This is a genomic window from Streptomyces sp. NPDC051569 (genome assembly GCF_044454085.1).
Lineage (GTDB): Bacteria > Actinomycetota > Actinomycetes > Streptomycetales > Streptomycetaceae > Streptomyces.
Map to the genome: position 1 here is coordinate 26,289 of NZ_JBITDJ010000003.1, position 14,380 is coordinate 40,668.

A 14,380-nucleotide genomic window follows, 5' to 3' on the forward strand; every position below is an offset into this window, starting at 1 on the left:
CAGCGACACTCAGCGACAGCACAGCGAGCGGACGTGCGCGGACGGGTTCGATGGACGACGAAGCAGAGCACCGCGAAGGCGAAGGTGACGGCGACAGTGACGGCGAGGGCGAAGGCGCCGTCCGGAGCGGGCTGAACCGGCGGCGCCTGCTCGGGGTCGCCGCGGTGGCCGGGGCCGCGGCGGTCGGGGCCGCCGTGGCGGTCACGAGCCGCGCTCCCGCGACCGGTGAAGGAACCGGAGCCTTCGCCGCCCCCTCCGAGCCCGCCCCCTCCGGCCCCGCCCCCTCCGACGCAGACGGCCCCGCCCCCTCCGCCCGCGTACCGGCCGGCGCGCCCACCCCCACCGACGCCGACGGGCCCGCCGAAGCGGAGCGGCGCCGGCCGGGCAGTCCCGACTGGCGTATCCGTTCGGTGGGGCCGCCCGACGCGGTCCACGGTTACGCCGACCAGGTGAGTGTCCTGCCGGGCGAGGGCTTCGGGCTGTACGTGTCGACGACCGCGCCCGGCTTCCGTGTCTCGGCCTACCGGATCGGCTGGTACGGCGGCGCGGGGGCCCGGCTGGTCTGGCGCTCGGACCGGGTGGCGGGCCGGGTCCAGCGCCGCCCGCGCCTGGTCACCGCCACGCAGACGGTGCGGGCCGACTGGGAGCGCACCACCGGCGTCCGTACCGAGGGCTGGCCGGCGGGCGCGTATCTGCTCCGGCTGGACGCCGAGAACGGGCACCAGCGCTACGTCCCGCTGATCGTCCGCTCGGCGAGCGGCGCGGGCAGGACCGTACTGACGCACGCGGTGGCGACCTGGCAGGCGTACAACGCGTGGGGTGGCTACAGCCTCTACCGGGGCAAGGACGGCGCGTACGGGACGCGTTCGCTGTCCGTCACCTTCGACCGGCCGTACGACGGCAACGGCGCCGTGAAGTTCCTGGTCTACGAGCGCGCCCTGGTGGTCCTCGCGGAGCGGCTGGGCATTCCGCTCGCGTACACCACCGGTACGGACATCCACGCCGACCCCTCGGTGCTGCGAGGTGCCACGGCGGCCCTCTCGCTCGGGCACGACGAGTACTGGACCCCTGAGCAGCGCCGGCACATGACGGCGGCGCGCGACGCCGGGACGAATCTGGCGTTCCTGGGCGCCAACGCCTGCTACCGCCGGGTCAGACTGGAGCCGGGTGACACGGGCGACGGCCGCACGGTGGTCTGCTACAAGAGCGACTACCAGAACGACCCCTACCTCATGAACCACCGCACCATGGTCACCACCGACTTCCGCCTGCCGCCCGCCGCCGACCCGGAGTCCGCCCTGACCGGAGTCTTCTACGAGGGCTATCCGGCGGACGCGCCCTACGTCGTCCACCGAGCGGACCACTGGCTCTTCGCGGGTACTGGGGTGAAGCCGGGCGACTCCTTCGCCCACCTGGTCGGGGTGGAGTACGACCGGGTCACCGCCGGCGTGCCCACCCCGAGGCCGCTGGAGATCGTCGCCCACTCCCCGCTGGTCTGCCGGGGCCGCAGGAGCCACTCCGACTCCGCGTACTACACGGTGCCGAGCGGCGCGGGCGTCTTCGCCTCCGGGACGATGCGCTGGGTCGAGGCCCTCATGGCGGGAAGCGGGGAGAACGGACGCGACCACGGCATGGACGCGCGGACCGGGGCCTTCGTCACGCGCACCACCGAGAATGTGCTCCGCGCCTTCGCGGCGGGTCCGGCCGCGCGGACCGGACCGGCGCCGAGGGACAACGTGAGCACTGTCTACGGGCACCGTGCGTGACGCCCGTCAGGGAGGTCCCGCATGAGCGCACTGGACGATGAAGCCGTCAACGAGCGCGCCACCGGACGGCTGTTCGGTCTCTCCGACGCGGTGTTCGCCATCGCCATGACCCTGCTCGCGCTCAACCTGCACGTCCCCGCGCTGGGCGCCCACCCGGACGAGCAGGCACTCGAACACGCCCTCGCCGAACAGGGACCGCACTATGTGTCCTTCCTGCTCAGCTTCTACGTGATCGCCATCTACTGGCGACGCCAGCACGCCGAGATGCGCACCATCCACACCATCCGCACGGAGCTGGTGCGCCTGACGATGTTCCTGCTGCTGATGGTCAGCTCGCTGCCGTTCGCCGCCGGTCTGCTGGGCGCCTACGGCGGAGAGAGCGGGATCGCGGTCGCCGTCTACTCGGGGGTCAATGTCCTCGCCGTCGGGACCCTCCTGCTGATCCGGTACGAGACGCGGCGTCACCGGCTCGCCTCGGACACCAGGCCCACGCCCGGCAGCCACGAACTCTGGTTCGATCTCGTCGCTCTCCTGCTGGCCGCTCCCTCCGGATATCTGCTCCCCGGCCACGGGGTGCTCTCCCTGGTCGTCCTGCTCACCGTCAGCGGCCTCGCCGGGAGGTTCCTGACGCGGCGGCACGCGAGACGAAAAGCGCCGTGGCCCATGTCGTGACCCTCCGGGTGACCCCCTACCGGCGTGCGTTTCCCCCGGCCACCGCGGCCACTCCCGTGCACACCGGCGTGCCACCCCGGTCACCCGCGCGGCACGGACCCTCAGCAGAATCAGCGGCATGGAAATCGAACAGGTCCCCTGGGCCGACCCGGACGCCACCGCCCTGCGTACCGCACAGCGGGCCGAGGTCGCCGTGCGGTACGGCACCCCGGACAGCGAGCCCGGAGTGGCGCCCTCGGCGGCCGACATCGCGGTGTTCTTCGTGGCCCGCCAGGACGACGGCACCGCCGTGGGCTGCGGAGGACTGCGCGACCTCGGCGAAGGGATCGGCGAGGTCAAGCGCATGTACGTCGACCCGGCCTGGCGCGGCTCAGGGGTCTCCGGGCGCATCCTCCGCACGCTGGAGGACTGGGCACGCGGGCAGGGGTGGACGAGCCTTCGGCTGGAGACAGGGGACCGCCAGCCCGACGCGGTGCGCTTCTACACCCGCTCCGGCTACACCCGGATCCCGAATTTCGGTGCCTATGCCGATTCGGGGATCTCGCTGTGCTTCGAGCGGTCCCTCTCGTCACGCGACGGCGTCGGCGGCTGACCGGCCGCTCCCGGTGCTCCGGGAAACGGGAGATCCGGTGAGCGGACCGTGCCGGGCGTCCTCCGGGCGCCCGTCTACCGTGGTGACCGTGATCGATGCCCATGATGTCCGCCGTATCGCCCTGTCCCTCCCGGAGACCCTGGAGAAAGAGGCGTGGCGTATGCCCACGTTCCGGGTGGCCGGAAAGATGTTCATCACCGTGCCCGACGATCAGTCGTCGGTCGCCGTGCGATGCCCGCGGCATGAGCGGACCGAGCTGATCGCGGCGGAGCCCGAGAAGTTCTGGATGCCGCCGCACGAGGCGAGTTCCGCGTGGGTGCGGGTACGGCTCGGCGCCCTGGAGGGCCTGGACGAGCTGCGCGACATCCTCGTCGACTCCTGGAGGCAGGCGGCGCCGGAACGCCTCAAGGACGCTCTTCCCGCCCCGGATTCCGGTCACTGACCCGTCACCGAGTGGTTCCCTCGCCGGCGCGCACCCCGACTTCGGCGGGGTCGCCGGCTGGGAGTACTGCAACGCGGTCGGCGTCCGCAGCGGCAAGGTGCCGGCCGTCGACCAGCGGTCCGGGGCAGACGGGGCGCAGATCACGCAGTGGGCCGACAACGGCAGTCCTGACCACCTCTGGCGGCTGCTCTGACTCGGTCCGGCGCCAGGGCGGCTTCCGCGAATTACGTACTATTTGTCGCACACTGACCCCATGCGATTCGCTCGCGCTGTGCGCGGAAGCAGGCCAGGAACGGCGCTACGGCACGGGACGGGGCGTCTCGTACGGGACGCGGACCGGCGCCGTCGTGGACGGGGGCGCGGGTGAACGCGCGCCGAGGTGCCGTGGACCTGTCCGAAGGGTTCGGTGAGCGGCTGCTGGGTCAGCTCCTCGACCGCGCGCACGAGATGCCGCCCCAGCTCATCGCGCCGCTGGTGGCGGAGGAGGTGCGCCTGGTCGGGGGACGGGACGTGTCGATCCTGCTCCAGGACTACGGGCAGTTGCTGCTGGTGCCGCTGCCGGGGCAGGGGCTCCTGGTCGGGGAGCCCGTCCCGATCGACGATTCTCCGGCCGGTGAGTGTTTCCTCGGCGCGGTGGCGGTGGAACAGCCCCTCGACGACGGGGTGCGGATGTACCTGCCGCTCCTGGACGGCAGCGATGAGGTCGGGGTCATGGCACTGACCCTGGACAGCGTCGATGACGACGACCGGCGGCTGCTGCGGCGGCTGGCGGGGCTGGTCGCCGACATGGTGGTCACCAAGGGCACGTACACGGACCTGTTCTTCCAGGCCCGGCGCCGGCAGCCGATGAGCGTCGCGGCGGAGATCCAGTGGTCGCTGCTGCCACCCCTGACGATGGTCACCCCCCAGGTGTCCGTCGCCGGGATCATGGAGCCCGCGTACAACGTGGCCGGCGACAGTCTGGACTACGCCCTGAACGACGACATCCTGCATCTCGCGATCGTCGACGCCATGGGCCACGGCCTGAACGCCGCCATGCTGGCGACCGCCGCCGTCGGGGCGTACCGGCACGCCAGGCGCTCCGGTGTCGGGCTCGCCGGGCTGTACGCCTTCATGGACCGTGTCATCGAGGCACAGTTCACCCCGGAGAACTTCGTCACGGCGCAGATGATGCGGCTGAACGTCGCCACCGGCCTGCTGGAATGGGTCAACGCGGGGCACCCGGCACCGCTGCTGATCCGCGATCACACCGTCGTCCAGGTGCTGGACGGTCCCGGCACCCTGCCGGTCGGGTTCGGCGGCGACACACCGCAGATCAGTACGCGATGGCTGGAGCGCGGCGACCGGGTGCTGTTCTACACGGACGGCCTCATCGAGGAGCACGTCTCCGGCGGGGAGCTGTTCGGCGAGGCGCGGCTGACCGAGACCATCGAGCGGATCGGCCCCTCGTGCACGAGCGTGCAGCAGACCGTGCGGGCCCTGTCCCACACACTGACGCGCGAGCGCGACGGAGCCACCAGCGACGACGCGACCCTGTTCCTGATCGAGTGGCGCGGGGGCAGCGTCACCCACCTCGCCAGACCGGACATCTGACCCCGCCGAGCCGGGCAGATGATCGGCACAATCGGCAAAGCACAAGACCTCCGCCGAGGAAGTGGAGGCGTGCCCTCCGGCGTTCCCGCGCGTTACACCGATCATGAACATGTACCGATTCCTCACCACCGCGGCGGCGGGCTCCGCTCTCCTTGCCGCCGTCGCCCCCTCCGCTCAGGCCTTCGACCTGGGGGGCGCCCTGAGCAGCACCGCGCAGACCGCCGCGGCCGCCGGTGCGCAGGCCGGACCGGCCGTGGACGGCGCCCTGGGCGGCAAGGCGCGCAAGAAGGTGGGCGCGGTGAAGGACGCCGTCCAGGCCGGCGCCGACGCGGTGAAGGCCGGGAACGACCTCGTCAACTGAGCCTCGTCGACCGAGCCGCCCTCACACGATCACGTCCCGCCCGCCCCCGGAGTGTTCCGGGAGCGGGCGGGACGTGTCGTGTTTGGGGACGGCGGTGGCAGGAGCGCGGTGCGGGGGAGTCCCTACGGGAGGACCCGCGCGCGGTCCCGCACCTGATGACTCATCAGGTCAACGCCGGTGTCCACGTCACGTTCTTGGGCGTCCCTCCCGCATGAGCACCCGGGCGAGCAGGCATGCCGGGTCGGGATTCGCCTGAAGAGCCGTCAGGAGCAGCAGCCACAGGTCGTACAGCCCGTCCTCGATCTCCCGGCGCCCCTCCAGGGCGTCGGAGACGGTGTGCAGTCCGAAGAACGACGAGACGACGCCGTGCGCGGCCACCTCGGGGGCGATGGCGGGGGCGAGTTCCCCTTCCCGGTGGGCCTCTTCGAGGAGTTCGGTGACCGTGTCGATCCAGCCGATGAACGGGGCCGGCAGCGTGACATCGATGGCCTTGCGCTCCGCCCAGAGCCGGGCCCCCGCCCGGATGACGACATCGTCGCGGAAGGCTCTGGCCACGGCAAAACTCAGCGCGACCATCCTTTCGAGTGCCGGGTGGCCAGGTGACCGATATCGCTCGATGAGCTGCGGCCAGGTCCCGAAATGCTCCTCGACAATGGCCAGGGCGAGATTCTCCTTGCTGGCGTAATGAAAGTAGATGGCCCCGCTGGTGCGGCCGGACCGCGCGCTGATATCGCTGATACTGGTGCCGGCATACCCCCGTTCATCGAACAGGTGTGCCGCCGCTTCCAAGAGAAATCTGCGCGTCGTTTCCGCCCGAACCTGCTTCGCCCGAACCTGCACGTGTACCCCGGATTCCGTTCCGTTGATGACTGTCCGCGATGACTGTCCGCGATGACAGCACGCAATGTAGTGCTTTTCGCGGACGGCGTGATCGGGACGGGGTGCAGGTCCACGAGAATTGCGATGTTCTTATCGCATGGAAACATCGGTTGGCGACATCGCCCCGGAAGTCCGGCCACTGACCTGGTCGCGCACGGTCGCCCGCGAAATGGTGCATCGCGCCTCGGTGGCGGAAGTACTGCTCACCGACGTACGGATGCTCGACGGCGGCGGACGCCGTGAAAGCGGCGGGCATCCGGAAAGCAGTGTGCGCCCGGAAAGCGGTGTGCGCCCGGAAAGCGGTGCGCGCCCGGAAAGCCGGATCCTGGAAAGCGACGTCTTCGAGGCCGCGGCCTCCTGGCCCCGGTCCCATCCGACCTTCCCGCGCGGCGGCGCGGATCTGCACAGCCCGCTGATGATCGTCGAGACCCTGCGCCAGCTCGGCATCTACCTCCCCCTGCGGTACTTCGCGGTTCCGGCGTCGTCGCACCTGCTCATCACCGATCTGTTCTTCGACATCGACCCGTCGGCGGAGCCGAGGGCCACCGCCGGTGCCACCGGCGTGACCTGCCTGGTGCGGGTGAGCGACGTGCGCCGGGGCCGCGGCGACGCCGTCACCGGCCTGAGGCTCCACGTGTCCTTCCTGGTCGACGGCGTTCCGTTCGCCCGGGCCGGCGGCGGCGCGCGCTTCCTGGGCGCCGCCCAGTACGCCGCCCTGCGGGCGCGCTCCGCCGGCTCCGCCGCCCCCCTCACGTCGGGGGCGGCCCGCCGGGAACGGCCCGACTCCGCGGGCCTCGGGGTGACCAGCGCCCACGATGTCGTGATCGGACTCGACGGCGGGGGCCTCCTGGTGGAGCCCGCCGATCCGAGGCATCCGTTCTTCTTCGACCACGCCACGGATCACGTCCCCGGCATGGTTCTGCTGGAGGCCGCCCGGCAGGCGGCGGCTGTGACGAGCGGCGGCACGCTGTTGCGCCCTACCGCCGGACGGCTGAATGCGGCGCGCTTCGTCGAATACAGCCCGCCCGCTCGCGTTCTCTGTGTGCCGCACCACGCGACCTGCGTTTTCCGCATTCTCCAGGGCGGCGAACAGAAGGCTTTCGGCATCCTCCGGTACCGGTAAAGAGCGTCCCCTACGCAGTGGCGTCACTTGACTACCAAGAGTCGCGCTCCTTAGCGTAGCGATCGTTATGTTCTTCGGCGGTCGCCGAAAAAGGCCTTCCTTCAGGCCGCGCCCGCCGGGGACCACACCCGTCCGAGAGCGGCGGCCAACGCGCACACGGTGTTCCGCACCGTTGTGGCGGCACCTACTGCCGCTTTCAGGGCACACCTGAACGGAAAGAAATCGGATGACAGCCCAACGCATCCTTTCCTGGACTCCCGCGGCCATCGTCTTCGACTGCGACGGCACGCTCATGGACACCGAACGCCACTGGCAGGACGCGCGTATTCTCGCTCTGCGCGAGTACGGCTTCACCCCTGCCGCCGGATTCGCCGAGCGCGCCAAGGGTCTGCACTACACGGAATGCGGCCGTCTCATGGCCGAGGAAGCCGGACACCCGGAACTCGGCGCGGACATGACCGACGGACTGCTCGCTCATTTCCGCACGCTGGTCGCCGACAACCCGATGACCATGCCCGGCGCCCGTCAACTGGTCGAAGCGGCGGCGAAGTTCGCCCCTCTGGCCGTCGCCAGCAACTGCCCGAAGGAGGTCGTCGAAGCCTGCCTCGGCGACGCCGGCCTGCTCGACCTCTTCGACCACATCGTGGTCCCCGGCGGCGAGATCCGGCCCAAGCCGCACCCGGACGTCTACCTCACGGCCACCCGGCTCTGCGGTGCCGAGCCCGCCGACACCCTGGCGGTCGAGGACTCCCTCTGCGGGATCCGGTCCGCCGTACAGGCGGGCATGCGGATCATCGGCGTCGGTCCCTGGCCCGGCGAACAGACCGTCGACCTGGTCGACCTGTGGGTCCGCTCGCTGGACGAGCCGGAAGTGTGCGCCTGGGCCGGCGAGCGCGTACCCGCCCAGCTGTCCCGCTGATCGGCGGCGGCCTACCATGGGCGGACAGGGACGCAGTGGTCCACCGGACCCACCCGGTCCACCGAGCCCACTCGGCCCCCAGCTCATGAGCTGAACGCGCGAGGAGATGGCGATCGGATGGACGAGGAACGTGCCGGCCGTCTCGTGTCGTCGCTGCGGGACCGGGGAGTCATGGCTCACCTGGCCCATCTGGGCGTCTACGAGTTCGGGGTGCAGATCGTGCTCGCCGAGGGCGGCGAGGCGGTCTGGGACACCGACGAGTCGGAGGGCCTGCGGGCGGAGGTCGTCGAGGACGGCGTGCTCATGGGGTACGTGCCCTATGTGCCGGGCTCCGAGGCCTTCACCGAGGAGCAGCTCGTGGCATTGATCGCCGCCACCCGGTACGCCAAGGACGGCTCGCGTCCTGTGCCGGACCGCTCGGCCGATCCCAGCAGGAACGATGCGCCTGAGCGCGCCGCCCCGGAGCGGCCCACGCCCCGGAGCACACGTCACAGCCGCAGGTTTCCCTGGCGGCCCCGACGGCCCGGATAGGCCCGCGGGGCAGGTGCCGGGCCGCACGATCGGGATGCTGTTCCAGGGGAGTCCCCTCGTGCGCCCGGCCGGAGTGAACGCGCGGCCACCGGCCGGTCCCCCATTTCCCGCACGCGGCGACGAGATCCGCGCGGCGGTGCTCCACCTCCAGGACCCGGGTGTCCGCCCGGTAACGGGTGCGTGCCCGGTCCCCACGGCCGGTGCCGTGGAGCCGGGCACGCACCCCTGGGTTCACACCGTCAGGAGACTCGGCTTGGCCGCCATGTCGACGGGCAGGAAATCGTCCGGGACCGGGTACTGACCGAGGACGAAGTGCAGGATCGCGGCGTGCATCGCCTCGACGGGCGCGATGGTGGCCGCGGTGTTGATCCCCGCCGTGCTCTTCACGTTGTACGTCGCGAACAGGTAGGTCTGCGCGGCCTGGTCCTCCAATTGCAGGGCCAGCTTGGCGACGTCCGTGACACTGGTCGCCTTGCCGAGGGCGGCGGTGACCGACTTCTGGTCGGACAGCGGCACGTCCTTGATGGCCGGCTTGCCCGCGCCGGTCAGCACCGCGTTCCACACATCGGCGTGCTGCTGGTGCTGGGCCATCGCCGTGGTGACGAAGCTCGCCACCGCCGGCGGCACGGAACCGAGCTTGCCCGCCTTGGCGGCGGTCAGGGCCGCCTGGTAGGCGCCCACGGCCTGGTTCTCCAGTGCGACCGCCAGAGCGACGATCTGCAGGTCACCGGTGTACTGGGACGACGACGAGGACGAAGAGGCCGAGGCCGACGCCGCGACATCACCCGTGTCGAGCGACGAGCCCTTGCCGGAGCAGGCGGCCAGCACGAACGCGGCACCGACCCCTCCGGCGCCCAGCAGGAAACGGCGGCGACCGACGTCGGCCCGGCGCTCTGCCATCGCGCCGTCCGCCGTGGCCCGCTCGGTGATCTGCTCGGTGAGATCCACGGCGCTCGCGTGCATCGCCGGCAGGGTCGCGCGGTGGGCGTCGTCCATCTCCCCGGTGAGCCGGACGAGTTGACCCTCGCTGATGGGCAGCTCCCAGCCGCCTCGCACAGTGCTCACTTCACGGCCCCTTCGGAGATCGGGGAGGCGTTCTTGGTCGGGTAGAAGGCGTTGGGGAATCCCACGCTTCCGACGGCGGCCGGCAGCTTGGCGACATCCGTCGGGATCGCGACCAGGTTCTCGTTGCCCGAGGCGAGCAGGGACTGCACGGCCAGCAGGGTCGCGCGGTGCTGCGCCTCGACCGGCGCGACGGACGCGAAGAGCTTGCGCAGCTGCGCGTTGCTGACCTGGCCGACGTTCTTCGTGTACGTCTGCGCGGCCACGTCCTCCAGGCTGATGGCCAGGGTGACCACGCCCGCCGTGTTCTTGATGGTCGGCAGCGTCTGCTTCACCACGGCCGCGTACTTCGGGTCGGTGCCCGTCTGCGCCTTGCCGCCGGCCTGGGTGGCCGCGGCGTTGAACGCCTTGGCGTGGGCCTGGTGCTGCTGGGTGGTCTTGGCGATGAATTCCTTGATCGTCTTGTTGCCGTTCTTGATGAACGACAGACCTGCGGCGGTCTGGTAGACGCTCACCGCCAGGTTCTCGATCGACGCGGCCGTCTGCAGCGCCATGATGTCGTTGCTCGTCGTGGCCGCTGCCGCACGGCCGGAGCCGAAGAGGGCCGCCGCGCCGGCCGCCCCGGCGAGCACCCCGCTCCGTTGCCACCAGCGCCCCGGCGGCTCCGCGGCCTCGGTGAAGTCCGCCAGCGCACCGCTGGTGATCCGCAGGGCATCGCTGTTCAGGTCCTGTGACTGCTCGGTGAGTTCTTCCAGCAGTCGGGTGTCGATGTGCTCCGCGCCCATCACGCCCCATCTCTCTCGGCGCCCGCGCCACCGCGGGTACTCTCACCGACACATTCGCGAGGCGGAGGCCCGCGGATTGCCGACATCACCGACATGGCGTGGGGTTTCACCCCATCAGCTCAATCAGCCTGAGCGGGGTCGCCCGGGACGCCGCTGGGCCCGGCCGGGGATCCGGCCGGGCCCAGCGGGCGCGCTCATCTCGCGTTCACCGCGTGCTCACTCCTTGACGGCGCCCGAATTGGCGCCGCTGACGAAGTAGCGCTGGAAGCAGAAGAACAGCGCGGCCACCGGGAGGGTGGAGAGCAGCGCCGCGGCCAGCTTCAGCGGGTACTGCGTGCCGCCGCCGAGACCGCCGGAGACGAAGCGGGCCAGGCCCGTGGTGAGCGTCTCGTACTGCCCGGACTGGGTGGCGACGAGGAAGTGGGTGAATTCGTTCCACGATCCCTGGAAGGACAGGATCGTCAGGGTGATCAGCGCCGGCCTGGCCATCGGCAGGACGATCGACCAGAAGATCCGGAACACCCCGGCCCCGTCGACCCGCGCCGCCTCCTCGACCTCGCGCGGCACCGATTCGAAGAACTGCCTCATGATGAAGATGCCCGCCGCGTCCACCATCAGCGGCAGGATCATGCCGGTGTACGTGTCGAAGATCCCGAAGGTGTTGAGCACCAGGAACTTGGGGATCAGCAGCGCCACACCGGGCACCGCCATCACCGCGAGCACGAAACCGAACAGCACCGAGCGGCCCCGGAAGCGCAGCCGCGCCAGCGCGTACCCCGCCATCGAGTCGAAGAACACCCGGCCGGCGGTGACGAGAACCGCCACCAGCGTCGAGTTGCCGAGCCAGCGCAGGAACGGTACTCCGTCCCCGGCCTCACTCAGCCCGAACAGCCGCTGGTAAGCGGCCGTCGTCGGGGTGGTGGGCAGCAGGGACAGCGGATTCGCGGCCGCGTCCGGGTCCGTCTTGAACCCGGTCACCAGCTGCAGGATGAAGGGCAGCAGATAGAGCAGGGCCAGCCCGATCACCAGGACGTAGCCCACCGCCCGCAGGGCGAGGGGGGCACGGCCCAGGACGGGAAGTGCCTGCTCGCGTGCCGCGCGGCGCAGCCGGGCCCGCTCGGCCCGGTCGCGTACGGCCGTACCGGGGGCGCTCATCGGTTCCTCCTGGTGCGCGTGCCGCGTTCCCGCATCACCCAGCGCTGGAACAGGGTCAGGGTGAGGATCAGGGCGAGCAGCACGAACGCGATCGCCGAACCCTGGCCGAAGTCCGCGTTGTCGAAGCCCGAGGAGTACGACAGGAAGGCGGGCGTCAGCGTCGTGTTGCCCGGGGCGCCCTGGCCCATCACGTACACCTGGTCGAAGACCTGCCAGGTGGATATCAGCCCCAGGGTGAGGACCAGGAACAGCACGGGACGCAGCGCGGGCAGCGTCACGTACCGCAGCAGCTGGCGGCGGTTGACCCCTTCCAGGGCCGCCGTCTCCTCCAGCTCACGCGGGATGTCCTGGAGCGCCGCCAGGAAGATCAGCATGAAGGTGCCGGACGTCGTCCAGATGGCCAGCAGGATGATCGTGCACATCGCGATCGACGGGCCCGAGAGCCATTCGAACCACGAGAGCCCCATGAAGGAGTGGTCTGCCAGCACCCCGGCGGGCCGTTCGGGATCCACGATCCCGACGCCGCCGAGAAGCAGGGAGAGCACCCCGCGCGGGTCCGAGAACCAGTTCGGTCCCTTCACCCCGATCCACGACAGCAGCGCGTTGACCGCTCCGCTGCCCTGGAAGAGGAAGAGGAAGACCGTGGAGACGGCGATGGAGCTGGTGACCGACGGGAAGAAGAACGTCGTCCGCAGGGCGCCGCGCCCACGCAGCAGCTTCTGGTTGACGATCAGGGCGAGGCCCAGCGCCAGACCGGTCTGCAGGGGCACGGTCAGCAGGACGTAGTAGGCGTTGTTGCGCAGGGCGGTCGCGAAGAGGGTGCGGTCGAGACCGTCCTGGGTGAACAGCGTCCGGTAGTTGTCGAGGCCCACGAAGTCGGCCTGGCCGCTGAACGGGTTGGACTGTCCGTCCCAGTGCAGCAGGCTGACCCAGAGCGCCATGAGGATGGGAAGCACCAGGAACGAGCCGAGGACCAGCACCATGGGGCTGACGAACAGCCAGCCCCAGGCGCCCTCCCGGCCGCGGCCCGCGCGCGTGGCGCGGGCCGGGCCGGGAGTGGTCGTACGGTCCGCGCCGGGCGTGCGTGTCGCGCGCATCGTGCGGATGGGCATGAGGGTCAGTTGCCCTTCGCGATCGCCTGTTCGCCGTTGCGCTGGAGGTCGGCGAGGATCTTCTTCGGGTCAGCGGTCTTCAGCGACTGCAGGTCGGTGTTGAACTGGCTCAGCACCTTGTCGAATCCGGCGATCGTCACCGGGCCCTGCGCGTACGCGCTGCCCTCCACCCACGCCTTGGCGGCCGGGTACTTCTCCGCGTACGTCGTCAGCGCGGTCGTCCGCGTCGGCATGACGCCGAACGCGTCGGCGAACGCCATCTGCTGGTCGGCGCTGGTCAGCGCCTTCACGAGGTCGACGCTCGCCGAGCGGTGCTTGCTGTCGGCGGCGACACCCCAGCAGGTGCTGAAGGCGAGCGTGCCCTCACCGGCGGGGCCGGCGGGCAGCGGGACGACCGTGTACTTCACGTCGGGGTAGTCGTTCTTCATGCCGCCTTCGAGCCAGTTGCCCTCGATGGTCATGGCGGCCTTGCCCTTGCCGAGCGCTTCCCCGCCCCAGCTCGCGTCCACCTGCTTGGAGAACTTCATCGAGCCCTTCTTGAGCAGGCTCTGGACGTAGGTGAGACCCGCCACGTTCTCCGGGGAGTCGGCGGTCATCTTCGTCTGGCCGGCGTCGGTGACCCAGCCGCCGGACTGGCGCAGGAAGACACCGAGGCGCTGGTACTCGTCGCTGGTGACCAGACCGGTGACGCCACCGGTGGTGAGCTTGCCCGCGACGGTCTCCAGGTCCTTCCAGGTCTTCGGGTAGTCCTTGTCCGTCAGACCGGCCTTCTTCCACAGATCGGCGTTGATGGCCAGACCGAGGGTGGAGCTGTCCTTGGGCAGGCAGACCAGCTTCCCGTCGTACGAGAAGGAGCCGCGCAGCTGCTCGGAGAAGTCGTCGGCGTCGGATATCTCGGCGCCGTACGGGTGGAGCGAGCCGCCCTTGGCGTAGTTCGCGAACTGGTCGGAGTTGACGTAGAAGACGTCCGGCGGCTTGTGCCCGGCGAAGGACTGGGCCAGCTGCTGGTTCATGTCCTTGGCGACCTCGACGGTGACCGTGTTGCCGGACTTCTTCGCGTACGCGTCGGCGGCGGCCTTGACGGCCTTCGTCTCGGCGTCGCCCGAGGTGGCGATCAGGACGGTGAGCTTCTGCTTGCCGCTCTTGTCCTGCTCGGGCTCCTTGGCGCTGTCGAAGCTGGACGAGCAGCCGGTGGCGGTCAGCAGCGCCGCGCAGGTGGCGAGGGCGGCGACGGCCGTGCGGGTGACCATGAATTCCTCCAGAAGGGATACAACATGCGGCTCAGCCGCCCCGGAGGGGCGTGCTGCGAATCGGTGGCCCTGGACGGGGCGCCGGTGGTACGGGGGCCCTCGAAAGGGCGGGCGGTGTTCGGTCGCACCCGGTCGTGT

The 14,380-nt window shown here is 70.5% G+C and carries 15 protein-coding genes; 9 read left to right on the top strand and 6 right to left on the bottom strand.

What is annotated here, in order from left to right; all coding sequences use genetic code 11:
• Window positions 1-50: 50 nt before the first annotated feature.
• The 6 genes from ACIBAE_RS05930 (at window position 51) to ACIBAE_RS05955 (ending at window position 5,426) form a co-directional block, all read left to right on the top strand.
• Entirely contained in the window at window positions 51-1,766 is a 1,716-nt protein-coding gene (locus tag ACIBAE_RS05930) for a N,N-dimethylformamidase beta subunit family domain-containing protein (protein ID WP_399282606.1), read from the top strand.
• A gap of 21 nt (window positions 1,767-1,787) precedes the next feature.
• On the top strand, window positions 1,788-2,438 hold the full coding sequence (locus tag ACIBAE_RS05935; protein WP_399282607.1) for a TMEM175 family protein: 651 nt from the start codon (window positions 1,788-1,790) through the stop codon (window positions 2,436-2,438).
• A 118-nt stretch (window positions 2,439-2,556) separates the two neighbouring features.
• Window positions 2,557-3,030, top strand: coding sequence for a GNAT family N-acetyltransferase (locus ACIBAE_RS05940; RefSeq protein ID WP_399282608.1), 474 nt, complete (start codon window positions 2,557-2,559; stop codon window positions 3,028-3,030).
• Window positions 3,031-3,118: 88 nt separating this feature from the next.
• Window positions 3,119-3,472, top strand: a complete 354-nt coding sequence (locus ACIBAE_RS05945) for an MmcQ/YjbR family DNA-binding protein (protein ID WP_399282609.1) — start codon at window positions 3,119-3,121, stop codon at window positions 3,470-3,472.
• A gap of 384 nt (window positions 3,473-3,856) precedes the next feature.
• Entirely contained in the window at window positions 3,857-5,065 is a 1,209-nt protein-coding gene (locus ACIBAE_RS05950; protein WP_399282610.1) for a PP2C family protein-serine/threonine phosphatase, read from the top strand.
• A 103-nt stretch (window positions 5,066-5,168) separates the two neighbouring features.
• Window positions 5,169-5,426 (top strand): hypothetical protein, encoded by a 258-nt coding sequence (locus tag ACIBAE_RS05955; RefSeq protein ID WP_399282611.1) that lies wholly within the window; start codon window positions 5,169-5,171, stop codon window positions 5,424-5,426.
• A gap of 186 nt (window positions 5,427-5,612) precedes the next feature.
• On the opposite strand, the gene ACIBAE_RS05960 is transcribed toward ACIBAE_RS05955, so the two are convergent.
• Window positions 5,613-6,266: a ScbR family autoregulator-binding transcription factor gene (locus ACIBAE_RS05960; protein ID WP_399282612.1), complete on the bottom strand. Its 654-nt coding sequence runs from the start codon at window positions 6,264-6,266 to the stop codon at window positions 5,613-5,615.
• Window positions 6,267-6,402: 136 nt separating this feature from the next.
• On the opposite strand from ACIBAE_RS05960, the gene ACIBAE_RS05965 reads away from it, so the two are divergent.
• The 3 genes from ACIBAE_RS05965 to ACIBAE_RS05975 all read left to right on the top strand — a co-directional run bounded on the left by ACIBAE_RS05965 (window position 6,403) and on the right by ACIBAE_RS05975 (window position 8,878).
• On the top strand, window positions 6,403-7,428 hold the full coding sequence (locus tag ACIBAE_RS05965) for a ScbA/BarX family gamma-butyrolactone biosynthesis protein (protein WP_399282613.1): 1,026 nt from the start codon (window positions 6,403-6,405) through the stop codon (window positions 7,426-7,428).
• Between the two features lie 226 nt (window positions 7,429-7,654).
• Entirely contained in the window at window positions 7,655-8,347 is a 693-nt protein-coding gene (locus ACIBAE_RS05970) for an HAD family hydrolase (RefSeq protein ID WP_399282614.1), read from the top strand.
• A 117-nt stretch (window positions 8,348-8,464) separates the two neighbouring features.
• Complete coding sequence (locus tag ACIBAE_RS05975) at window positions 8,465-8,878, top strand: hypothetical protein (RefSeq protein WP_399282615.1); 414 nt, start codon at window positions 8,465-8,467, stop codon at window positions 8,876-8,878.
• 231 nt (window positions 8,879-9,109) lie between these two features.
• Here the strand turns inward: ACIBAE_RS05975 and ACIBAE_RS05980 are convergent, their stop codons facing one another.
• The 5 genes from ACIBAE_RS05980 to ACIBAE_RS06000 form a co-directional block, all read right to left on the bottom strand.
• Window positions 9,110-9,943, bottom strand: a complete 834-nt coding sequence (locus ACIBAE_RS05980) for a ferritin-like domain-containing protein (RefSeq protein ID WP_399282616.1) — start codon at window positions 9,941-9,943, stop codon at window positions 9,110-9,112.
• On the bottom strand, window positions 9,940-10,725 hold the full coding sequence (locus ACIBAE_RS05985; protein ID WP_399282618.1) for a ferritin-like domain-containing protein: 786 nt from the start codon (window positions 10,723-10,725) through the stop codon (window positions 9,940-9,942). The genes ACIBAE_RS05980 and ACIBAE_RS05985 overlap by 4 nt, the downstream gene beginning before the upstream one ends.
• Window positions 10,726-10,941: 216 nt before the next feature.
• Window positions 10,942-11,880 (bottom strand): carbohydrate ABC transporter permease, encoded by a 939-nt coding sequence (locus tag ACIBAE_RS05990; protein WP_399282619.1) that lies wholly within the window; start codon window positions 11,878-11,880, stop codon window positions 10,942-10,944.
• Window positions 11,877-12,992 (bottom strand): carbohydrate ABC transporter permease, encoded by a 1,116-nt coding sequence (locus ACIBAE_RS05995; protein WP_399282620.1) that lies wholly within the window; start codon window positions 12,990-12,992, stop codon window positions 11,877-11,879. The genes ACIBAE_RS05990 and ACIBAE_RS05995 overlap by 4 nt, the downstream gene beginning before the upstream one ends.
• Before the next feature lie 5 nt (window positions 12,993-12,997).
• Window positions 12,998-14,242 carry an extracellular solute-binding protein gene (locus tag ACIBAE_RS06000; RefSeq protein WP_399282621.1) on the bottom strand — a complete coding sequence of 415 codons (1,245 nt, stop codon included), beginning with the start codon at window positions 14,240-14,242 and terminating at the stop codon, window positions 12,998-13,000.
• Window positions 14,243-14,380: the final 138 nt, after the last annotated feature.